At 62.1% G+C, this 22,759-nt stretch carries 17 protein-coding genes and 3 tRNA genes; 6 read left to right on the top strand and 14 right to left on the bottom strand.

Annotation, left to right across the window (positions count from 1 at the left end; genetic code table 11):
* Positions 1 to 37 precede the first annotated feature (37 nt).
* From thiL to nadA, 9 genes are all read right to left on the bottom strand, one after another.
* Positions 38 to 985, bottom strand: coding sequence for a thiamine-phosphate kinase (thiL, locus tag SSPSH_RS12820; protein WP_006913521.1), 948 nt, complete (start codon positions 983 to 985; stop codon positions 38 to 40).
* An 8-nt stretch (positions 986 to 993) separates the two neighbouring features.
* Positions 994 to 1,509: a transcription antitermination factor NusB gene (gene nusB, locus SSPSH_RS12825; protein ID WP_006913522.1), complete on the bottom strand. Its 516-nt coding sequence runs from the start codon at positions 1,507 to 1,509 to the stop codon at positions 994 to 996.
* 20 nt (positions 1,510 to 1,529) lie between these two features.
* Positions 1,530 to 2,000: a 6,7-dimethyl-8-ribityllumazine synthase gene (gene ribH / locus SSPSH_RS12830; protein WP_006913523.1), complete on the bottom strand. Its 471-nt coding sequence runs from the start codon at positions 1,998 to 2,000 to the stop codon at positions 1,530 to 1,532.
* A 50-nt stretch (positions 2,001 to 2,050) separates the two neighbouring features.
* Positions 2,051 to 3,178 (bottom strand): bifunctional 3,4-dihydroxy-2-butanone-4-phosphate synthase/GTP cyclohydrolase II, encoded by a 1,128-nt coding sequence (ribBA, locus tag SSPSH_RS12835; RefSeq protein WP_006913524.1) that lies wholly within the window; start codon positions 3,176 to 3,178, stop codon positions 2,051 to 2,053.
* A gap of 100 nt (positions 3,179 to 3,278) precedes the next feature.
* Positions 3,279 to 3,872 carry a riboflavin synthase gene (locus tag SSPSH_RS12840; protein WP_006913525.1) on the bottom strand — a complete coding sequence of 198 codons (594 nt, stop codon included), beginning with the start codon at positions 3,870 to 3,872 and terminating at the stop codon, positions 3,279 to 3,281.
* 2 nt (positions 3,873 to 3,874) lie between these two features.
* Positions 3,875 to 5,002 carry a bifunctional diaminohydroxyphosphoribosylaminopyrimidine deaminase/5-amino-6-(5-phosphoribosylamino)uracil reductase RibD gene (gene ribD / locus SSPSH_RS12845; protein WP_006913526.1) on the bottom strand — a complete coding sequence of 376 codons (1,128 nt, stop codon included), beginning with the start codon at positions 5,000 to 5,002 and terminating at the stop codon, positions 3,875 to 3,877.
* Entirely contained in the window at positions 4,999 to 5,517 is a 519-nt protein-coding gene (nrdR, locus tag SSPSH_RS12850) for a transcriptional regulator NrdR (RefSeq protein ID WP_006913527.1), read from the bottom strand. The genes ribD and nrdR overlap by 4 nt, the downstream gene beginning before the upstream one ends.
* Positions 5,518 to 5,546: 29 nt before the next feature.
* On the bottom strand, positions 5,547 to 6,836 hold the full coding sequence (gene glyA / locus SSPSH_RS12855; protein WP_021031769.1) for a serine hydroxymethyltransferase: 1,290 nt from the start codon (positions 6,834 to 6,836) through the stop codon (positions 5,547 to 5,549).
* A 141-nt stretch (positions 6,837 to 6,977) separates the two neighbouring features.
* Positions 6,978 to 8,078 carry a quinolinate synthase NadA gene (nadA, locus tag SSPSH_RS12860; RefSeq protein ID WP_006913529.1) on the bottom strand — a complete coding sequence of 367 codons (1,101 nt, stop codon included), beginning with the start codon at positions 8,076 to 8,078 and terminating at the stop codon, positions 6,978 to 6,980.
* Between the two features lie 88 nt (positions 8,079 to 8,166).
* Here nadA and SSPSH_RS12865 point away from each other — a divergent pair, with 88 nt between their 5' ends.
* Both SSPSH_RS12865 and SSPSH_RS12870 read left to right on the top strand, forming a co-directional pair.
* A complete protein-coding gene (locus SSPSH_RS12865) occupies positions 8,167 to 9,006 on the top strand; it encodes a DUF6502 family protein (protein ID WP_006913530.1) in 840 nt (279 codons plus the stop codon).
* A complete protein-coding gene (locus SSPSH_RS12870; RefSeq protein WP_006913531.1) occupies positions 8,987 to 10,459 on the top strand; it encodes a DUF5666 domain-containing protein in 1,473 nt (490 codons plus the stop codon). The genes SSPSH_RS12865 and SSPSH_RS12870 overlap by 20 nt, the downstream gene beginning before the upstream one ends.
* Before the next feature lie 107 nt (positions 10,460 to 10,566).
* Here the strand turns inward: SSPSH_RS12870 and SSPSH_RS12875 are convergent, their stop codons facing one another.
* The 5 genes from SSPSH_RS12875 to SSPSH_RS12895 form a co-directional block, all read right to left on the bottom strand.
* On the bottom strand, positions 10,567 to 13,527 hold the full coding sequence (locus tag SSPSH_RS12875) for a beta strand repeat-containing protein (RefSeq protein ID WP_021031771.1): 2,961 nt from the start codon (positions 13,525 to 13,527) through the stop codon (positions 10,567 to 10,569).
* A gap of 195 nt (positions 13,528 to 13,722) precedes the next feature.
* Entirely contained in the window at positions 13,723 to 15,519 is a 1,797-nt protein-coding gene (gene aspS / locus SSPSH_RS12880) for an aspartate--tRNA ligase (protein WP_040608202.1), read from the bottom strand.
* 150 nt (positions 15,520 to 15,669) lie between these two features.
* The gene (locus SSPSH_RS12885; protein ID WP_021031772.1) at positions 15,670 to 16,047 is read right to left on the bottom strand and encodes an FmdB family zinc ribbon protein; all 378 of its coding nucleotides are present in this window, start codon (positions 16,045 to 16,047) and stop codon (positions 15,670 to 15,672) included.
* 37 nt (positions 16,048 to 16,084) lie between these two features.
* Positions 16,085 to 17,434, bottom strand: a complete 1,350-nt coding sequence (locus SSPSH_RS12890; protein WP_006913535.1) for a UDP-glucose dehydrogenase family protein — start codon at positions 17,432 to 17,434, stop codon at positions 16,085 to 16,087.
* Between the two features lie 150 nt (positions 17,435 to 17,584).
* Positions 17,585 to 17,659: transfer RNA gene (locus SSPSH_RS12895), tRNA-Val, on the bottom strand.
* Positions 17,660 to 17,784: 125 nt separating this feature from the next.
* Between SSPSH_RS12895 and SSPSH_RS12900 the strand changes: the two genes are divergently transcribed.
* The 4 genes from SSPSH_RS12900 to putA all read left to right on the top strand — a co-directional run bounded on the left by SSPSH_RS12900 (position 17,785) and on the right by putA (position 22,672).
* Positions 17,785 to 18,867, top strand: coding sequence for a DegT/DnrJ/EryC1/StrS family aminotransferase (locus SSPSH_RS12900; RefSeq protein WP_006913536.1), 1,083 nt, complete (start codon positions 17,785 to 17,787; stop codon positions 18,865 to 18,867).
* Between the two features lie 59 nt (positions 18,868 to 18,926).
* Positions 18,927 to 19,002 (top strand) — tRNA-Ala (locus tag SSPSH_RS12905).
* Between the two features lie 5 nt (positions 19,003 to 19,007).
* Positions 19,008 to 19,083 (top strand) — tRNA-Glu (locus SSPSH_RS12910).
* Positions 19,084 to 19,474: 391 nt separating this feature from the next.
* Positions 19,475 to 22,672 carry a bifunctional proline dehydrogenase/L-glutamate gamma-semialdehyde dehydrogenase PutA gene (gene putA / locus SSPSH_RS12915; RefSeq protein WP_006913537.1) on the top strand — a complete coding sequence of 1,066 codons (3,198 nt, stop codon included), beginning with the start codon at positions 19,475 to 19,477 and terminating at the stop codon, positions 22,670 to 22,672.
* Positions 22,673 to 22,759 lie beyond the last annotated feature (87 nt).

The raw sequence follows: 22,759 nt of genomic DNA on the forward strand, positions 1-22,759 counted from the left end.
CTACTGAAAGATCACAGCTAGCGGCCGGCCCGGCGCGTCACGCGAAATGATCCCAGCCGCGCGCCTTGTCGCTATTCCAGCGAACGCCATGCCTGTCGAACGCACGCAGGCCTATTTCCGCTTCGATTTCGCCGATAACAGTCAACGGGCAGTCGATGGCCGCACGCGCCCTGTCGAGCTGAGCTTCGTTCAGCGTGACGCATAGCTCGTAATCGTCGCCGCCGGACCATTGCAGCCCGAGCCGAGTCTCCCGATCACAGCTGCGCATCATGCTCTCGGACGTTGGAAGCGTATCGATATCCAGACGGGCGCCCACTTCACTTGCAGACAGAACATGTTCGAGGTCTGCAGCAAGCCCGTCCGATATATCGATCGCGGCGTTGACGAGCCCGCGCAGGGCAGCACCCGGCCGCCATTGCGGGCGCGCGAGGCGATCAATAAAGAATTGCTGGTCGCGGGTCGCGTTATCCCGCGTCGGCCAACACTGCAAACCGTAGGCCGCATCGCCAAGTGTGCCGGTAACGGCGATCAAGTCGCCCACGCGCGCGCCGCTGCGTCGCAGTGCGGCGCCCGCCGGCAGACAGCCAATGGCCGTGATCGTGAGCGAGAGTTCGCCGCGGGTGGTGTCGCCGCCGACGATATCGACTGAAGCGTCGCCGATCGCGGCCAGCGCGCCATCAAGCAGCGCATCGCACCAGCCCGCGTTCAGCTCAGGCGCAGCGAGCGCAATCGTCACCCAGGCCGGGTCGGCCCCCATGGCGGCTAGATCCGACAGATTGACCGCTAGCGCCTTGTAACCGATATCGAAAGCCGACGTATCGACCGGAAAATGCCGGCCGGCGATGAGCGTGTCGGTGGTGATTGCAAGTTCCTGCCCCGCTGACGGTGCGACCAGCGCGCCGTCGTCGCCAATACCGAGGCGCGTGTCCGCGCGCCGATTCGCCAGCCGTTGCGACAGTCGATCGATCAGCGCGAATTCACGCACGGCCGACGCTACTTGCGCGCGCGGATCTCGTTGGCGCGCAATGAACGAGCGGTGGCATCCAGCACGCCGTTGATGAAACGATGACCATCGGTCGCGCCGAAGGTTTTAGCGAGATTGGTGGCTTCGTTGATGATCGCGGCAAACGGGATCTCGATGCGGTCCCGCAGTTCGAATGTTGCCAGCAGAAGAATCGCGTATTCGACCGGGTCCAGCTGGACCGCAGGGCGGCTCAGGTACGGATCGAAAGCCCCTTCGAGCGCGCTCACGTCGTAGACGACGCCGCGCAGCAACGTTTCGAAATACTCGCGATCGAGTTCGCGCAGACGTCCGGCCTGCGCGAATTGCAGAATCAGCTCGCCCAGATCCGTGCCGCTCATGCGCCACTGATAGATCGCCTGAACCGCCGCCATACGGGCACGAATACGCGCGCCGCCGGGAATACGCGCCGGCGTAGGCAGTTCGTCCTGCTCCGGGCGATCCTCTTCCTGCGATTCGTATTGAACCTGGTCGTCGCTGATGATCACTTGAATATCTCTTGTGTCGCCTATTCCGCGATCATGCGCAGCAGCGAAGCCATCTCGACCACGGCACTGGCCGCCTCCGCGCCCTTGTTGTGGTCTTCGTCGGGCTGCGCGCGTGCATCGGCCTGTTCTGCATTATCCGCCGTGATCACGCCAAAGCCGACGGGCACACCATATTCGAGTGCCGTCGCGGACAGACCTTTGGCGCATTCACCGGCGACAAAATCGAAGTGCGGCGTTTCACCACGGATCACCGCGCCAAGGGCGATGATGCCGTCGTAATCGTCGCGCTCGGCCAGCCGATCCACTGCCAGGGGCAGTTCAAACGCGCCGGGTACGCGTACCAGGGTGACGTCGTTGTCGTCGACACCGCAATCGTTGAGCACGTCGAGCGCGCCGTCGACCAGCCGATCGACGATATCGTCGTTCCAGCGGGTACACACGATGGCGATACGCAAGCCGTCGCCGTCGAATTCTCCTTGAATGCTGCGCATGATGGCGGCCCTTTTGATTTCGATCGATATTATCGCACGACGACCGGCAGTTATTCCGCGTCGTCCTTGCCTTGAACGTATTCGACAACTTCCAGCCCGAAGCCGGAAATGCCCTGTAACCGCATGGGCGCCGACAGCACGCGCATGCGCCGTACACCCAAATCCGTGAGAATTTGTGCGCCGACGCCGTAGGTGCGCAGGATACGGCTTTCGTCGCCGGCGCCATCGGGGGCGTGCGGCGGCACATTACCCTCGATGATACGAATACGCTCGATGAGTTCGCGCGCTGTTTCGGGTTTACGCAGCACCACGACCACGCCGCAGCCCTCTTCGGCCACGCGTGCCAGCGTATCGCGCAGCGGCCAGCCGAAATCGCCGTGGCGCACACCTAGCATGTCCGCCAGCGTGTTGCGTACGTGCACGCGCACCAGCGTGGGCGTTTCGGCGTCGATATCGCCGCGCACCATCGCGAAATGCAGGACCTTGTCGACTTCGTCTTCAAAGGAGTACAGCGTGAACGGACCGAATTCGGTGTCGACCTGCGATTCGGTCACCCGCACCACGGTGCGTTCGTTTTCGATGCGGTAACGGATCAAATCGGCAATCGTGCCGAGCTTGATATCGTGCTCGGCAGCAAATGTCTCCAGATCCGGCAGCCGCGCCATGGTGCCGTCTTCGTTGAGAATTTCGACGATCACTGAGGCCGGTTCAAGGCCCGCGAGCCGGGCAAGATCGCAACCGGCTTCGGTATGGCCGGCCCGGGCGAGTGTACCGCCCGGCTGCGACATGAGCGGAAAGATATGACCCGGCTGCACCAGATCCGACGGCTGGGCGTCACGCTTGACCGCCGCGCGCACGGTCTGGGCGCGATCGTGTGCGGAGATGCCGGTCGTCACGCCTTCGGCGGCTTCGATCGAGAGGGTGAAATTGGTCGACTGCGCTTCATCGCTGGCAGCCACCATCAGCGGCAGATGCAGCTGACGACAGCGCTCACGCGTGAGCGTCAAACAAATCAGGCCGCGCCCATAGCGCGCCATGAAGTTGATGTCTTCCGAGCGTACGCATTCGGCGGCCATGATCAGGTCGCCTTCGTTCTCGCGATTGGCGTCGTCGAGCATGATCACCATGCGCCCGTTGCGCATGTCGTCGACAACCTCTTCAATCGGGCTGATGGCCATAGCGAATTCCTTAAATAGCGCGTTACGCGAGCAGCGAGATATGCGTGCCAGGGCACGCCGCAGCGCAGTCTAGCACCGCCCCACAAAACGCAGCGACGCTTTATTGCGCCTCGGTCAGCCGAGCGAGATAACGGGCGATTACGTCGATTTCGAGGTTCACCCGATCGCCGACAGTGCGCTCTCCGAGCGTGGTGTGCGACATCGTATGCGGCACGATATTCACACCGAAACGATCGCCCTCGACTTCGTTCACCGTGAGGCTGATGCCGTCGACACAAACAGAACCTTTGGGCGCAAAAAAACGCTTCAGATGCGCAGGCACGGAGAACGTCAGCCGCCACGAGCGCGCGTCCTGCTCGCGCGCTTCAAGCACGCCAAAAGCATCAACGTGGCCCGACACCATATGCCCGCCCAGCGGCTCGCCTGCGCGCAGCGCGCCTTCGAGGTTCACCGAACTACCCACCTCAAGCGCGCCGAGCGTGGTCAGCGAGAGCGTCTCCTGTGAAACATCGGCCGCGAACGTTGTTCCGTCCAGCTCGACGGCGGTCAGACAAACCCCGCTGACAGCGATGCTGTCACCCAGGGCGACGTCGCCGAGGTCGGTGTCGACAGCGTCGATCGCAATTCGCGTATCGCCACCGCGCTCTTCGAGCGCTGCCACACGCCCAATGCCTTTAATGATGCCGGTAAACATGCTCAGTCCTCTTCGATAACCGCCGGCCGCGCGGTGATTCGCCAATCACGCCCCACCGGCTCGACGCTATCGATCACGAGTTGCGGCGCGTCGGCAAGCGTGGCGATCTGCGGCATATGCAGCAACCCGCGGCCGGCATCGCCCAGAAGTTTGGCGGCCATATAGATCACGTACTCGTCGACCAGACCGGCATCGGCGAGCGCGCCGGCCAGCTGCGGCCCCGATTCGACCAGTACATCGTTGATTTCTCGTTTCCCAAGATCAGCCAGCACCGCGCGCAGATCGAGCCGATCATCACTGAGCCCCACCATTACGATATCCGCGCCGGCCTGCTCGAGCGCGGCGATGCGCGCACCCTCCGTGCTTGCGCAATAGATGAGAACACGCGGCGATGTTTCGAAAACTCGGGCGTCCGGCGTGATAGCGACATGGGTATCGAGCACGACCGGCATCGGTTGGGGCCAATCGCCTTTCAGCCGCACGTTGAGGCTCGGATCGTCTGCCTTCAGAGTGCCGCGACCGACCATGACCGCCCCGCTTTCTGCGCGCAGCCGGTGCACATCATCGCGTGCCACCTCGCCGGTGATCCACTGGCTCGTGCCATCCGCCGCTGCGGTGCGACCATCAAGAGTCATCGCGAGCTTGACGCGCACACGCGGCCGCTTGGCCCGCATCCGTTTTTCGAAACCGGGATTGAGCGCACGACAGCGATCGGCGACCACATCGGCAATCACTTCGATCCCGGCTTCGCGCAGCCGCGCAATGCCACGGCCGTTGACCTGCGGGTTCGGATCGGTCGCGCCGACCACCACGCGTGCGACACCGGCATCGATCAATGCATCCACACAGGGTGCAGTGCGACCGGTATGGCTGCACGGCTCAAGCGTCACGTAAGCGGTCGTACCGCGCGCGCTTTCACCGCGCCGCTCAACGTCTGCAAGCGCGGCTTTTTCGGCGTGATTTTCGCCGGCACGCTCGTGCCAGCCTTCGCCGATCACGGTCTCGCCGCGCACGATCACACAGCCCACGCGCGGATTGGGCCGGGTCGTATACCAACCGCGTCTGGCCAGTTCGATCGCACGCTGCATGAAATAGGCATGCACCGCCTCGCGAACGGTATTCGTGCTCACGATTGTTCCTGCTCGTCGCTCGGCGCGCTATCGATCAGCGACAACTGCCCGCTGCGCCGGCCCGGCGTCGCTTCGAGACGCTCTATTTCCTCGCGAAACGCCTGCACGTCCTCGAAACGCCGATACACCGAGGCAAAGCGCACGAACGCCACCTGATCAAGCTCGCGCAGTTCTTCCATTACCCACTCACCCAGCTGGCGCGAAGCGACCTCGCGTTCGGCGTCGGTGCGCAGCCGCTGCAGGATATGGCTGATCGCCGTGTCGATGGCCTCGGCGGCGACCGGGCGCTTGTAGAGGGCGCGCGTGATGCCCTGGCGCAGCTTGGCTTCGTCGAACGGCTCGGGCGTACCATCGTTCTTGACGATGCGCGGCAGCACCAGTTCTGCTGTTTCGAACGTGGTAAAGCGTGCGCCGCACGCCGGGCATTCACGGCGTCGGCGCACCTGACTGCCCTCGGCCGCAAGACGTGAGTCGACCACGCGCGTGGCGCGCTCGTCGCAGAACGGACATTGCATTAGCGCCTTCCCTGCACGCTATACCGCAATCAGGCGGCGCCGAGCGCGGGCGTGCGATACACCGGATAACGGGCACACAGCTCATTGACCTGCTTGCGCACGCGTTCGGCTTCGCCTTCAATATCACCGCCTTTGGCCAGCGTATCAAGCACATCGCAAATCCAGGTGGCGATCTGGCGCACGTCGTCTTCGCCGAACCCGCGGGTGGTCGCCGCCGGCGTGCCGATACGAAGCCCCGATGTCACAAACGGAGAACGCGGGTCGTTCGGCACCGCGTTCTTGTTCGCCGTGATATGCGCCTTGCCGAGCCACTCCTCCGCGTCCTTGCCGGTGATGTCCTGTTTGACCAGGCTCACGAGCATCAGATGATTGTCCGTGCCGCCGGAAACAACGTGGTAGTCGCGGTCGATGAAAACCTGCGCCATGGCCTTGGCGTTGGCCACAATCTTCTCGGCATAGGCCTCGAAGTCGGTTTCCAGTGCCTCCTTGAAGGCGACCGCCTTGGCGGCGATCACATGCATGAGCGGACCGCCCTGCGTGCCGGGGAAGACGGCGCTGTTGAGCTTTTTATAAAGCTTTTCGTCGCCAGCCGCGGACAGAATCAGGCCGCCGCGCGGACCGCGCAACGTCTTGTGCGTGGTGGTGGTCACGACATGGGCATGCGACAACGGGCTCGGGTACTGGCCGGTCGCAACCAGGCCAGCCACGTGTGCCATATCGACGAACAGCCAGGCGCCGACCGAATCCGCGATCTTGCGCATGCGCGCCCAGTCGATACGACGCGAATAGGCAGAAAAGCCGCCGATCACCATCTTCGGTTGGTGTTCATCCGCCAGACGCTGGATTTCGTCGTAGTCCAGCTCGCCGGTTTCGGCGTTCAGACCGTACTGCACGGCGTTGTAATTTTTGCCCGAGAAATTCGGCGCCGCCCCATGCGTGAGGTGGCCGCCGGCATCCAGGCTCATGCCGAGGATGGTGTCGCCCGGTTTGACCAGAGCGAGATATACAGCGGCGTTCGCCTGCGCGCCCGAGTGCGGCTGCACGTTGGCGAAATCGCAGTCGAAGAGCTTGCAGGCACGGTCAATAGCCAGCTGTTCGGCCACGTCCACGTGCTCACAGCCACCGTAGAAGCGCTTGCCCGGATAGCCTTCCGCGTATTTGTTGGTCAGCAGGCTGCCCTGCGCTTCCATCACGCGGGGGCTGGTGTAGTTCTCGGAGGCGATCAGCTCGATATGATCTTCCTGGCGCTGATCCTCGTCGGCCATGGCGGTGGCCAGTTCGGGGTCGAATTCGGCGATGCGCTGGGCGGAATCAAACATGTTCGAATGCTCGGGTTGAAGTACGAAGAATGCACAGCGGCGGCGGCGCGATTCGCGCTCGCCGACACGTTTTCGAAGCTTGTAAGGGCGCATAGTGTAGCGCAGACGCGGTGCCGACCCCACATGTGGGGCGGCGCGGCGCTAGGCGGTGATCTCGAGCATCAGATCGAGTGCGGCCTTGGCTTCGCGTGCCTCGCTGGCGTCGACCTTGATCTGATTCACGACATGCCCCTCGGCCAGATTTTCCATGACCCAGGCCAGATGCTGTGGGTCGGTGCGGAACATGGTCGAGCACATGCAAACCACCGGCGACATGAACTGTACCTTCACGTTTTTTTCCGCCATTTCGTGGTGAAGTCGGTTGACCAGGTTCAACTCGGTACCCACCAGCCAATGACTACCCGGCTCGCTCGCACGCACGGTCTTGAGAATGGTTTCGGTCGAGCCGACCACATCGGATGCCTGACATACCTCGAAGGCATTCTCCGGATGAGAAATCACCTTGCCCTGCGGGTGCTCCTCGCGAAACTTCTTGATGTGGTTGGGATGAAACATCTGGTGAACCGAGCAGAAGCCCTTCCAGAGAATCATCCTCGCGTTGCGGATCTGATCCGCGGTCAGCCCACCCATGGGCTTGTCGTAGTCCCAGACCACCATCTCGTCGAGGCCGATGCCCATGTCGTAGGCCGTGTTCCGACCGAGGTGCTGATCGGGGAAGAACAGCACTTTTTCACGACGCGAGAACGACCAGTCGAGCACGCCGCGCGCGTTCGATGACGTACATACGATGCCGCCGTGACGGCCGCAGAATGCTTTCAGGTCCGCCGCGGAGTTGATGTAGGTGACCGGTGTGATCGTTTCGTCCGGTTCAAGCACGTCGGAGAGCTCGCGCCAGGCGCGTTCGACGTTGCGAAGATTGGCCATATCCGCCATGGAACAGCCCGCTGCCATGTCCGGCAGAATGACCGTCTGCTCGTCGCGCGAGAGAATATCCGCCACTTCCGCCATGAAATGCACGCCGCAGAACACGATGTACTCGGCATCAGATTGTGCCGCTTGAGCCGATAGTTTCAGCGAATCTCCGGAGAAATCGGCATGCGCGAAGACTTCGTCTCGCTGGTAGTGATGGCCCAGAATGGCACAGCGCGAACCCAGCGCCTCCTTGGCGGCACGAATACGTGCGTCGCAGGCCGCGTCGTCGTAACGAGCGAAATCCTGCAAGGCCAGAGCAGTTGCAGACATGCTTGTGATCAGTCGGCGAATCGTCCGGAAAATGTACCACAACCGGGCAGAGAGTCGGTGGCTGCCCGCAGACCTCTATAATGGCCCGATGAATAACCACGATCGTCAATGGCTCGCCCGCGCATCGCACCGCCTGCTGCGACCGCTCGTGCGCATCATGCTTACGCAAGGCATCGCGCATCGGGATTTCGACGCCATCGTTCGTGCGGTCTATGCGGAAGTCGCACGCGATTCATTCGCGCCCGACGGCAAGCGCGCAACCGATTCACATGTGGCCGTCATAACCGGGTTGACGCGTAAGGAAGTCAAGCGACTGCGCGAACAAAGCGATTCCCAATACGACGCGGGCAACTGGGGCGGCGCAAACCGCGCGACCCGGGTTCTTTCCGGCTGGCACCGCGACCCGGACTTCACCGACGACGAAGGCGCGCCGCGGCCTCTGCCCCTCGACGACGACAGCGACGGCTTCAGTGCGCTGGTGCGTCGCTATAGCGGCGATATTCCGGTGATGGCCATTCTCGACGAACTCGAACGGGTTCATTCGGTTGCGCGTGGGCAAGATGGCACGGTCCGCGTACTCAATCGCGCTTACGTACCCGGCGCAGGCGATTCCGAGCGCATTCGTATGCTCGGTTCGGCCGGACACGATCTGCTCTCGACCCTGGAGCACAATCTTTCATCGGGCGAAGATAAAAAACCGCGATTTCAACGTACTGTATTCAATACGCGCGTCAACAAACGGGTTTTGCCCGTATTCCATCGTCTGATCTCACAGCAGGCACAACAGCTGCTCGAAACGCTCGACGATTGGCTCGAGCGACACGAAGTCGATGACACGGACAACGAGACCGCTCATACCCGCGCCGGCGTGGGTATTTACTATTTCGAGGACCAGGGGGAGACAACGGATGACGACCAGTCTAAATAACGCGGCGCATCGCGCGACGAAAATCATCCTGTTGCTCGCAAGTCTGTTCGTACTGGCCACGTTCGCCGGCTGCAGCTCCGGTGGCAGCGGCGATGACCGTCAGGCCGGTATCGAGGGCACCGGTATCGTTTCCGGGTTCGGCAGCGTTTATATCGAGGGCATGGAGTTCGAAACCGACGATGCGACGATCCTATTCGTGGGCGAAGAAGTCCCCGAATCGAAGCTCAGTGTCGGCGATCGCGTTGCCGTGACCGGCACGCTGGACGCCGACGGCCGCGCGCATGCCGATCGCATCGTCTATCTCCGCACGCTCGATGGCCCCATCGAAAGCATCGAAACCGATGGCGAACGCGGTTCGCTCGTGGCGCTCGGACAGACGGTGTATTTCGATGGCAATACCACATTCGTGAACACGCCGGCCGATGAGCTCGCCGCGGGCGACCTGATCGCCGTAAGCGGCTTCACGCGGCCATCCAATCGGGTCTATGCCGAGTCGATCCGGCAAAGCGAGACGGATTTCGTGCCCAATAACTCGACGCTGGAAATCGAAGGCCCGATCGATACCATCGACGGCACCCGCCTGACTATCGGCGACCAGGTCATCGATTTCGCCAACGCCGATATCCGCCCAAGTCGCGCCGCGCTTACACCTGGCAGCCGTATCGAGGCGTTTGGAAGCCGGGATGCGGCGCGCACCGATCCGCTCATTGCCAGCCGCATCAACGTACAAAGCCTGAACGAAGCGCCCGAAGGCCGACAGATGCTTGTCGGCGCCGAGATCGACGACTATGAGAATCTATCCGACTTCGTTGCTGGCGGCTGGCGTATCGATGCAGGCGACGCCGAACGCCAGGGTGACGATACGACTGCGCTCGCGCCGGGCGTACGTGTGAGCGTACGCGGCGTATTCGAGAATCAGCGCGTGCGAGCCCGCACCTTGTGGGTCGAGCCGCGCTCGAATGGGATGCTGCAAGCGCGCTTGGACGCTATCGATAGCGACGCCGACACCCTCACGCTCTTCGGGCGAACGATTCACGTGTCGGCACAAACGGGCTATACCGACAAGAGCGCGACGAACGATCGCGCACTGCGTATCAGCACGCTCTCACCAGGCGATATTCTCCGCGTGCAGCTATATATGGTCCAGGGTAAGGCCGTTGCCCGGCGCATTGTGCGCGTACAGACCAGCGAAGCCGACGACGCCGCGGTGGCCGGCCACGTCACAGATACGACACGTAATGGCGCGAGCACCACGCTCGTCGTGGCAGGCATTACCGCACAACTGGCCGATGCCACCACGACCTACCATGACGCGGACGGCAACGTGATCGATCCACCGACGTTCTTCGCTCGCGTCGATGCGGGCACACAGGTACAGCTCGTCGGGCCGCAGAACGGTACGCAAATCAATATCGTGCGCAACGCGCGCCTTCTTCGCGCCGACACGTACTGACACGCATGCCGGTATCCACGTCATGGCATCGCGGCGGCGCAAGGCAAAAAAAACCGGACCGGGCAGCGCCCGGTCCGGCTTGTTACAACGATGATTCGAAGCGGGAGCTAGTCTGGCCCGTCCTCGTCCATCGCCGGTGCCTCGAACGACACGGTCGGGCCGGTTATCGGCAGACCATCGCCGATAACCAGATCCGTACCGGTGCCGTTGATCTCGCTGAGCACGAACGTCGCCTCACCCTCGCCCATCATCGCGTTGTCGGGCTGAGTGACGTTGACCTTGCGGTCACTGTCGCTGTCGCTACAAGCGGTGAGCATCAGCACAAGCGCCCCGGCGATGAGCAGGTACTGGGTACGTCGACGCACACCTCCGATCGATAGCAGACCGAACAACGCAAGCAACCCGCCACCGGCGAAGACCGGCGGGCTCGCCAGCGTTGCCGGCGCGCTGCCGGCTGTGCTGCCGACGGTAAACGGCTGTTCCGCCGCCGGATCGGCGAGATTGGCAACAATGAAATAGCTCGCGCTCGCCCCCGCCGCGACGGGCTGGCCGGCACCACCGTTGAACGTGACCGTGAAGTTGTAGCCATCGTCCAGCGTTGCGGTACCCACGCTCATATCGCTACCCATATCGTAGGCAGCGTTGTCGTTGCTATCCGCATAGACCGTCAGCTCGATATCGCCCGGGGCGATACCTTCAGGCAGCATGTCGTCACGATCCACATAGCCGGAGAAACCGCCGACCGTAACCGAGTCATCACTGCTGTTCGTAAGCGTGACCCCCAGCACGACGGCTTCACTGTCGCCGCTGCCGACCGTTGTGTCGCCGAGACTGATAGCGACTGCCTGCACCACGGGATCGTCGGTGAGCTCGAACGCCCCCGAGTCGCAATCGCCGGTGCCGTTATTCGGGTCCACGGCATTGAAGGGACGCTGCGCCCCGCGCTGATCCGTATCCATTGCGCCGCAGTCGGCGTTCGTATCGAGCGCGGCACTATCCATGGCCAGCGGCTGGGTCGGAGTCGGCCCGCCATATAGGCGATACGTGCCGTCAAGTAACGATGCCTCGCCCGTAACATTGCCATCGCCGTCGGCTGCGGTGATGCCCGCACCCAGATTGGTATCGTTGCCCGCAATCAGGCTGTTGGTGATGGTATAGGCGTCTTGCGGCGTCTGCAGTTCACCGGCATCGATACCCGTGCCGTTGTTATTGACCACCGAGACGTAGTCGAGGCTGATGCCCTCGCCGGATACAGACTGATCGTCGCCGCCGTCCTGATAGATGCCCGCGCCGGTGCCCGCCGTATTGTCGGACACGGTCACATTGTCCACCGTCAGCGAGCCGCCGGGGGAATTCCAGAAACCGCCGCCTTCCATGGCCTGGTTGTAGCCCACGCTGGACATGGTAAATGTCGCCGAACCGGTGCCGCCGATATGCAACGCGCCGCCGTTGCCGGGATTGGAACCGGCGTTGTTGCCCTGCGCTCTGGTGGTGCCACCTAGCGTGACATTGGTTGCCGTCACCATGCCGCCCGCATTCTCGATACCGCCACCCGCGCGCTGTGCGCTGTTGCCGGTGATACGCGTATCGGAGATGTCAGCCGTTGCGTTGGGGCTGACCAGAATGCCGCCGCCGGAGCCAGAGGTTCCCGAGGCGCGGTTCATGGCAATACGGCTATCCGTGATTGTGAGCGTGCCACTATCGCCCATGTCGTTGCCTTCGGCGTAGATGCCACCACCGCCCTGAGTCGCGTCGCCCCCCGTGGCTTCATTGTTGACGATCGACACGCCCGCAAGCGTCATTTCGCCCTGATTGTTCCAGAACGCGCCGCCTTCGACCGCGGTATTACGCGCGAACACGCCACCACTGACATCGACGTTTCCGGCCCCCGTGACGTGCAGTACGCCGCCGTTGCCCGGATTGGCGCCCGCGTTGTTGCCGGCGGCGGTCACGTTGGTCAACGTAGTCATGCTCCCGTCGAGCACTTCGAATACGCCGCCAGCGCGCTGGGCACTGTTGTCGCGAAACACGCTGTTGGTCACATCGAGCATCGCGCCCGTGGTGACAAAGATCGCACCACCCGATGCCGAGCTATCGTTATCAGCATTGTCGTCGTCATCGGCCATGCCGGCGCTGTTGTTGGTGAACGTCGAATCATCCACGGTGACCGAGCCGCCGTTGAGGAAGATTGCACCGCCGCCGTTATCCGCCGCCGTGCCGTTCGCCTGATTGGCGACAAAAGTCGCACCGGTCACGGTCGTTGTACCGTTGAAATTCCAGAGCGCGCCGCCTTCAGCCGCTGCGACGTTGGAATCGAAACGACCCCCATCAACCACGACATCGCCGTTGCCGGTCACGTGCACGGCACCGCCGTTACCCGGGTTGGCGCCCGCCCTGTTGCCGGAGAAAGAAACGTCGTTGAGCGTGACACGCACGTTGTCGGTCGCGTCGTCACTGCCGTCGTCGTCGTCATCCATGCCGCCGGGATTCGAGGCTTCCTCGATCGCGCCACCGGCGCGGTCTGCGCTGTTGTTGTTCATCGCACCGCCGTTGACGATAAGCGTGCCGCCTTCGTCGTTGAGCACGGCGCCCCCCGAACGATCGTCGGCCGATGCGTTGCTGCCGCTGGCCGTGGCGCCATTGATCAGCGTCAGTGCGTTGAGCGTCAGATTGCCCTGGTTGGTAAAGATGCGGCTCTGGCTATTGGCATCGATGGTTACGCCCGCGGAATCGCTGTCCTGCGTGCCGATTGTCAGCGTCGAACCGGCGACGATCGTGGGAAGCGCTGTGCCGCTCAGCGTGATGGTTGCCCCGGCCACGCCACTACCGAATTGGATCGTGTCGTTGGCGTCATCGCCAGCCATACAGGCGCCGACCATCTCATTCTGGTTTGCAGCCGCGATCGCGTCACGGAGCGTGCACTGATCTGCACTGCTTGAATCGCCGGATGAATTCACGGTAATCGTGGCGGCCATCGCGCCGGGCGCGGTGACTGCCAACGACGTGCCGATAAGCGCCAGACGCACTTGCTGGCGCAATCGACACCCGATTGGGTTCGGAATTTTCATGACTTGGTTCCCCTTGCCACTAACGCGGTGGGCGCGCCTCCCACAGTTTAGGATTTTTATCCCAAACCGCAGAAATAGACTCCGCGCTTGCCGCGGGCACGTCAAAACCAGGTGCCAGATACAACAAAGCCGGCGACCGCTCGAGGCGGCGCCGGCTCCTTGCAACAACGTTTGCGGGAAAGTTAAGTCGTGGCGCTATTGGCCGTCGGAGGCTTCGCTCTTGCCGGTTGCGCGCAACCGAATACCCAGTTCACGCAGTTGGGCGTTGTCGGCAAGCCCCGGCGCGCCGGTAAGAAGATCGGTCGCTGTCTGGGTCTTGGGAAAGGCGATGACTTCACGAATCGAATCCGCGCCCGCCATCAACATCACCAGACGATCGAGACCAAAGGCAATACCGGCATGCGGCGGGGCGCCGAACTTGAGCGCTTCCAGCAGGAAGCCGAACTTCTCTTCGGCGTCTTCACGAGAGATGCCGAGCACATCGAACGCAGCCTGCTGCATTGACGGCGTGTGGATACGCACCGAACCGCCGCCGATTTCCGTACCGTTGAGCACCATATCGTAGGCTTGCGAAAGCGCGTGCTTGGGATCGTTACGCAACGCATCGGCGTCGTCGACAGCCGGCGCGGTAAACGGATGGTGCAGCGCATTCCAGCGCTTGGCTTCGGGGTCGTACTCGAACATCGGCCAGTCGATGACCCACAGCGGCGCCCAGTCACCTTCGACCCGGCCGAGATCGTGGCCGAGCCGCACCCGCAATGCGCCCAGCGCATCGTTGACCACGGTTTCGGTATCCGCGCCGAAGAACAGCAGATCACCATCCGCCGCGCCGCTACGCGTCATGATGCCCTCGACCGCTTCATCGGAGAGGAATTTCAGAATCGGCGAGGCCAACCCTTCGCGTCCAGCAGAGGTATCGTTGACCTTGACGTAGGCCAAACCCTTCGCGCCGTAGCGGCTAACGAACTCGGTATAGCCATCGATCTGCTTGCGTGTGAGGCTCGCCCCGCCCGGCACGCGCATGACGGCAACGCGGCCGGTATCGCTGTTGGCCGGGCCCGAGAACACCTTGAAATCGGCATCGGCGACAAGGTCGGCAATATCGACCAGTTCGAGATCGATCCGCAGGTCGGGCTTGTCGGACCCAAAACGGCGCATCGCCTCTTCATAGGTCATGCGCGGGAACGGATCGGGCAGCTTCACGTCGAGCACATCGGCGAACAGCGAGCGGATCATGGTTTCGTTGATCGCCATGATGTCGTCGGCATCGACGAACGAGGCCTCGATATCGATCTGGGTGAACTCGGGCTGACGATCGGCGCGCAGATCTTCGTCACGGAAGCAGCGCGCGATCTGGTAGTAGCGGTCCATGCCCGACACCATCAGCAGCTGTTTGAACAGCTGCGGCGACTGCGGCAGCGCGAAGAAATGACCCGGCTGGGTACGACTGGGCACGAGATAGTCGCGCGCACCTTCGGGCGTGGCCCGGGTGAGAATCGGTGTTTCGATATCCAGAAAGCCGAGTTCGTCGAGCGCGTTGCGTACTGCTCGCGTGACCTGGGCGCGCAGCTGCATATGCCGCTGCATGCGCGGCTTGCGCAGTTCGACATAGCGATAGCGCAAACGCGCCGCGTCGCCCACGTTTTCGGTGTCGTCGAGTTGCAGCGGCGGCGTTTCCGACGCGTTGAGCACGGTCAGCGCGGTGGTATAGACCTCGATTTCGCCCGACGCGAGATTCCTGTTGACCGTGCCTTCAGGCCGCGCGCGTACACGTCCGGTCACCTGAATCACGTATTCGCTGCGCAGCTTTTCGGCTTCGGCGAATGTGCCGGGCTCGTCCGGATCGAAGACAACCTGAATCAGGCCGCTGCGATCCCGCAGGTCGACGAAGATCACGCCGCCATGGTCGCGGCGGCGATGCACCCAGCCGCAGACGGTAATTTCGCTGTCGATGGCAGCGGCGGTGACATCGCCGCTGTAGTGGGATCGCATCATGGCTATCGTCTTGAAGGTGTGCAAAAGAGCGCGAGTCTAGCAAGAGCGGGCGCCCTGCCGGTACCCGCGCGGAACTCGCCAGTCTGACGTCGGCGGCGCTGGCGCGACACCATACGCCGCTTATCTGATGACCGCGCGTTTGGCGTACTAGCTGCCGGCGTCGGTCGAAGGCTTGCTCTCGGTCTTTTTCGCCGGCTTGCTGGACGTGTCGGTTTTCGTGTCGGCGCTCGAACTCTTGGACGCGGTCGATGCGCTATCGGACTTGGCACCGTCGCTGGCGGTCGCGTTCGAGCTGGTCGATTTCGACGTCTTGTCGTCGCCGCTGGCGATATTGCGCTTGCCATCCGACTTGAAGTCGGTTTCGTACCAGCCACCGCCTGCCAGGCGAAAACCAGCGGCGGAAATCTTGCGCTTGAGTTCCGGGGTATCGCACTCGGGGCATTGGATCAGCGGGTCTTCCGACAACCGCTGGAGCCGTTCGAGTTCATGGCCGCAATTGCGGCAGACATATTCGTAGATGGGCATGCTCAGAAACTCTGCGAGGCCAATGACGGCGCGTATTTTATACGACGTGACGCGTTGCGCCACTGGCTGCAGAGCGGCCGATACCGTAATAGGTGAAACCCGCCTGGGCCACGTAGGACGGTTTGTAGATATTACGCCCGTCGACGAGCACCGGCTGGCGCATGCGTCGTGCGATATCGGCAAAATCCGGCGTCCGGAAAATATGCCACTCGGTTACCAGCACGAGCGCATCGGCATCTTCGACGGCCTGCTCTGCGGTTTCGCAAAGAAGCAGGTCGTCGCGTTCGCCATAGATGCGTCGGGTTTCTTTCATGGCTTCCGGATCGTAAGCACGAACACGCGCCCCGGCTTCCCATAGCGCTTGCATCAGCGTGCAGCTGGGCGCTTCGCGCATATCGTCGGTATTCGGTTTAAAGGCAAGGCCCCACAGCGCGATAGTCTTGCCCGACAGATCGCCGAAATGGGCAGCGAGCTTTTCGAACAGGACCTGCTTCTGGCGATCGTTGACGCGCTCGACGGCGTTAATGATTTCGGTGTCGTAGCCGAGCTTGCCGGCTGTTTGCGCCAGGGCGCGAACGTCTTTGGGAAAACAGGAACCACCAAAGCCGCAACCTGGATAGATGAAGTGATAGCCGATGCGATGGTCGGCGCCAATAGCCTTGCGTACCTGTTCTATGTCGGCGTCCACGCGATCAGCGACCTGCGACAACTCGTTCATGAGGCTGATCTTGGTCGCGAGCACGATGTTGGCGGCGTACTTGGTCAGTTCGGCCGAACGGATATCCATAATGATGGTGCGATCGTGCTGGCGGTTGAACGGCGCATAGAGCGCGCGCAGATGTTCTGCGGCGCGGTCGCTATCCACACCCACGACCACGCGATCTGGTTTCATGAAGTCCTCGACCGCCGCGCCCTCTTTCAGAAACTCGGGGTTCGAGGCCACATCGAATTCGATATCGACACCGCGCTCACGCACGGCCTGGCCCAGGGCTTCCCGCACTTTGTCGGCCGTACCTACCGGCACCGTCGACTTGGTGATAACGAGCCGATAGTCGTCCATATGGGCGCCGATAGTCGATGCGACCTTCAATACATACTGAAGGTCCGCACTGCCATCTTCATCGGGCGGCGTGCCGACGGCGATGAACTGCAGCGTCCCATGGGCAACCGCTTCGGCAGCATCGGTGGTGAAACGCAGCCGCCCCGAGCGAACGTTGTCGTGCACGATCTGCTCAAGGCCGGGCTCATAAATCGGGATTTCGCCGCGGGTCAGACGCGCGATCTTGTCTTCGTCGATGTCGACGCAGACGACATGATTGCCGCTTTGCGCAAGACATGCGCCGGTCACAAGGCCCACATAGCCGGTTCCGAAAATCGTGATATGCACTCTGACCCCTTGACTGCTTGAATTGGAAAGGTGGGTGGCACTCGAAATGCGGGCGATTATGCGCAACCGGGCAGCGGGATGCGAGTTCCACGCCGGCGCTCTGCGCAAAAAAAAGGGCCAGACCAACTGGCCTGACCCTCTTTCGATGTCTGGTGGGCGGTACTAGGTTCGAACTAGTGACCCCTGCCGTGTGAAGACAGTGCTCTACCGCTGAGCTAACCGCCCGGTTCGCCGTGCGAGCGCGCAAAGTCTAGTGTGCAAGGTCTGACGGGTCAACGAATAAATCGCACCGGTGCGATGCTAGAATTCCCGCGATTTGATAACTCTCACCCTCGAAGCCGGGAGCCCGGATGCAACTCATCGACCTGCAAGCCCAGTATCAGCGCATTAAGCCGGATGTCGACGCGCGCATTCAGGCAGTTCTCGATCATGGCCGCTATGTGATGGGCCCGGAGGTCGAGGCCCTTGAAGCACGCTTGGCGGAATACGTCGGCATCGAACACTGCATCGCGCTCTCGAGCGGTACCGATGCCCTGCTCGTGGCGATGATGGCGCTGAATATCGGCCCGGGCGACGAAGTCATCACCACGCCGTTTACCTTCATCGCGACCGGCGAGATGATCGGCCTGCTCGGCGCGACACCCGTATTCGTGGATATCGACCCGGATACCTACAACATCGATGCCGCACTCATCGAGGAAAAGATTACCGATCGCACCAAGGCCATCGTACCGGTGAGCCTGTTCGGTCAGATCGCTGATATGGACGCGATCAATGCCGTGGGCGAACGTCACCACGTGCCGGTGATCGAAGACGCCGCCCAGAGCTTTGGCGCCACCTACAAGGGAAAACGTTCCTGCGGTGTCTCGCAGATCGCAGCGACATCGTTCTTTCCAGCCAAACCGCTGGGCTGCTATGGCGACGGCGGTGCCGCGTTCACCACTGATGCCGCGCTGGCCGAACGCATGCGCGAGCTGCGCAACCATGGCCAGAACGCGCCGTATCACCATCCGCGGCTGGGCATCAACGGCCGTCTGGATACGATTCAGGCCGCCGTACTCCTGGCCAAGATGGAAGTCTTCGACGACGAAGTCGCGCGCCGCGCACAGGTGGGTGCGCGCTACGGCGAACTGCTTAGCGGCCTGGTCAAGACACCCGCGCTCGCTGCGGACTGCACGAGCGTCTATGCCCAGTACACGATCGAAGTCGACGACCGCGAGCGCGTTCGTCAGTCCTTGAATGACGCGGGCATCCCGAACGCGGTCTATTACCCGGTGCCCCTGAATCGCCAGCCCCCCCTGTATTCGGATGTGGCGATCCCCAAGTCCGAGCGTGCCGCGGAACGCGTGCTCAGCCTGCCCATGCATCCGTACCTCGAACAGGCCGATCAGGACCGCGTGGTGGACGCGCTGAAAAACGCAGTAAAAAAATAGTGCGATAGAGGTTGGCAAGGCGCGAGCCAATCTCTACAATACGCCCTCGCTGCAGATCAGGGGCCATAGCTCAGCTGGGAGAGCGCAACACTGGCAGTGTTGAGGTCGGCGGTTCGATCCCGCCTGGCTCCACCAAAACTGTCCCCATCGTCTAGAGGCCTAGGACACTGCCCTTTCACGGCAGCGACAGGGGTTCGAATCCCCTTGGGGACGCCATTACGGCAGAAGCCGCCCACCGACAGGTCGGGCGGCTTTTTTTTGCCCAACATAAGGCCAGGCCCAAGTGGCAACAGGCTTTTGTTAGCTGCCAAGACGCCTCCTAGCGCGTCATGGCCTACGGCTTGTCGCATTTATCGAGCGCAGTGCCTTGCACGGTAAGCAGACATACGCCGCCTGCGCGTTAATCACCGCTGACCGGACCTGACGGCACAAAGCGTTTCTAAACAACTGACGCTATTGCATAAATTCCCGTATCTCTCGTTTTGAGAGAACGCGCTCGGCAATAACGGTGTATGGCCGCAACCGCCGCCAAGGGGGACCGGGTCGACTTCCCGTAGACCGCCGCGATAGATTGACCTTGTTAATTCAAGCTGAGACGCGTTACCTGATGGATTATTCCCGCCCCAGCCAGATCGATGAACCCGCCTATCGCGGCGTACTCGAAACCTATCGCTGCGATGAAGCCGAGCAAGTCAATCGGCTGATCGAAATCGCCCGGCTGTCGCCCCATACCAGCCGGCGGGTGGAAGCCGAGGCCGGCAAGCTGGTTCAGGCCGTGCGCAAGAAGAATGCCCATGGCAGCGGCATCGACGCGTTCATGCACGAATACGAGCTGTCCAGTCAGGAAGGCGTCGTGCTGATGTGCTTGGCCGAAGCGCTGCTGCGCATTCCTGATGCCACAACGGTCGACCGTCTCATCGACGATAAGATCGGCGGCTCGAACTGGGAATCGCATCTGGGCGAGTCGAAATCCTGGTTCGTGAACGCCTCGACCTGGGGCCTCATGCTTACCGGCCGTATTCTGCGCTATGAGGATTCGCCCCAGCGCAATTTCCGTACCGTGCTGCAACGGCTGGTCAAACGCAGCGGCGAGCCGTTCATTCGCCAGGCCGTCAGCCAGGCGATGCGCATCATGGGTAAGCAGTTCGTGATGGGCCGCACCATCGAAGAAGCGATCAGCAACGCCAAGTCCCTGGAAAAGCGCGGCTATACCTATTCCTACGACATGCTGGGCGAAGCCGCACGCACCGATCGCGACGCCCAGCGCTATTTCGACGATTACTGGCACGCCATCGAAGAATGCGGCAAGGCCAGTCGCGGCATGGGCCCGGAAAAATCACCCGGCGTCTCGGTCAAGCTCTCTGCCCTGCACGCGCGCTACGAACTCAGCCATCGCGTTCGCGTGCATCGTGAACTTCTGCCGCGACTGCTCAAACTCGCCCGTTTGGCCGCTAAGCACAACATCAACATGACGATCGACGCCGAAGAAGCGGCGCGTCTCGACCTGTCGCTGGAACTGTTCGCCTGTGTATCTCAGGAAGAGGATCTGGCCGATTGGCAAGGTCTTGGCCTGGCCGTCCAGGCGTATCAAAAGCGTGCACTCGACGTGATTGACTGGCTTGCCGATCTGGGCCGGCGTCACAACCGACGCATCATGATCCGTCTGGTCAAGGGCGCCTACTGGGATACCGAGATCAAGCGCGCTCAGGAAGCCGGCGTCGACGGCTATCCCGTTTTCACCCGCAAGATGAACACGGACGTATCGTTCCTTGCCTGCGCGCAGCATATTCTCGATGCCTCGGACGTGTTCTACGGCCAGTTCGCGACTCACAATGCTCATACGCTGGCTTATATACGTCAGGCCGTCGGCGAGCGGACAGACTTCGAGTTCCAGCGCTTGCACGGCATGGGCGAGGATCTCTATGAAGAGATCGTGGAAAAAGGCGAACGCCGCGCGGCCTGCCGAATCTATGCACCCGTGGGCGCGCACGAGGACCTGCTGGCCTATCTCGTACGCCGTCTGCTTGAGAATGGCGCCAACAGCTCCTTCGTCAATCGCCTCGTGGACGAAAGCGAGCCGGTCGAAGATATCGTTGCTGACCCGATTTTCGCAGCCGAAAAGCAGGACCAGGCGCAGCATCCGCGCATCCCCCTGCCCCATAACCTTTATGGCGAACGACGCCCGAATGCAAAAGGCGTAGACCTCTCCGACATCCGCGAACTCGACGCCTTGGCCAAGGGCATGCAAGACGCCGATGCCCAAACCTGGCGCGGCATCCCGCTGATCGGCGGTGGCCAGACCGATTTCGACAAGCGCAGCGCTATCACGGTGAAATCGCCGGCCAATAACGACATTAGCGTCGGCGAAGTGGTCTGGTCGAACGAGGACGATATCGAAGCAGCGCTGGCCGGTGCCGCGGCAGCGGCCGACGGCTGGAGCGCGACGCCGGGGCGTGAACGCGCGGCCATACTACGACGCTACGCCGATCTGCTCGAAAGCCATATGGCCGAACTGATCGCGCTATGCGCGCGCGAGGCCGGCAAGAATATCGGTGACGGCGTGGCCGAAGTGCGCGAGGCCGTCGATTTTTGTCGCTACTATGCCTGCCAGGTCGAAGACGAATTCGACGGCGAAATGCTCTTGCCGGGCCCGACGGGCGAACGCAACACGTATCGCCTGGTCGGGCGCGGCGTGTTCGTGTGCATTTGCCCGTGGAATTTCCCGCTGGCGATTTTCACCGGTCAGGTTACGGCCGCGCTTGCGGCCGGCAACGCCGTGATCGCCAAACCCGCCGAGCAGACCTGTCTGATCGGTCATCGTGCCATTGAGCTTATGCACGAAGCCGGCGTGCCACGCGACGTACTCTATTTCTTGCCCGGCGATGGCCCGTCGGTAGGGGCGAAGCTCGTCGCCGATCAACGCATTGCAGGCATCGCTTTCACGGGTTCGCTGGCCACCGCGAAGGCGATCAACAAGACACTCGCCGAGCGTGACGGGCCGCTGATACCGATGATCGCCGAGACCGGCGGCCAGAACGCGATGATCGTCGACTCCTCGGCGCTGATCGAACAGGTCGTGGCCGATGTCATTCGCTCGGGCTTTCAAAGCGCCGGCCAGCGCTGTTCGGCGCTGCGCGTGCTCTACGTACAGAACGATATCGCCGACACCCTGTTGACCATGCTCTCCGGCGCGATGGCCGAACTGTCGATTGACGACCCCTGGAAGCTCTCGACCGACGTTACACCGGTCATCGATGCCGAAGCCCGCGACGGGCTGGTCGACTACGTAGAAAAAACCCGACAGAAGCTGGATACGATCTACGCCTGCGAGCTACCCGAAGGCAACGGCACCTATGTCGCACCGCGCGCCGTCGAACTCAAAAGCATCGACGATCTCGGCGAGGAACAGTTCGGGCCCATCGTGCACGTCATTCGCTATGAAGCCGAAAACATCGATGATGTGGTCGATCAGATCAACCAGCTGGGCTATGGCCTGACGTTCGGCATTCACAGCCGGATCGATACCACCGTGGAGCGGGTGGTACGTCGCATCAAGGTTGGCAATGCCTACGTGAATCGCAACATGATTGGCGCGGTTGTCGGTGTGCATCCGTTTGGCGGCGAGGGTCTGTCCGGGACCGGCCCGAAAGCCGGCGGCCCGCATTATCTGCATCGCTTCGCCACGGAGCGCGCCATCAGCCGCGATACCACGGCGGCCGGTGGCAACGCATCTCTGATGTCTCTCGAAGAGGACGAACCGGCGGATAACGCGCTGGTTACCCCCGAGCCGCAGCGCTACGGCTGACAGATCGGCACCGCCCCGGTCGGCACGCGTTGCCGACCGGGGCACCCAATTGCCGACTATATCGATCGCCCTGGTTGCGATTGGTAG

Origin of the sequence: Salinisphaera shabanensis E1L3A, from assembly GCF_000215955.2 — a bacterium.
In the GTDB taxonomy this organism is placed as follows: domain Bacteria; phylum Pseudomonadota; class Gammaproteobacteria; order Nevskiales; family Salinisphaeraceae; genus Salinisphaera; species Salinisphaera shabanensis.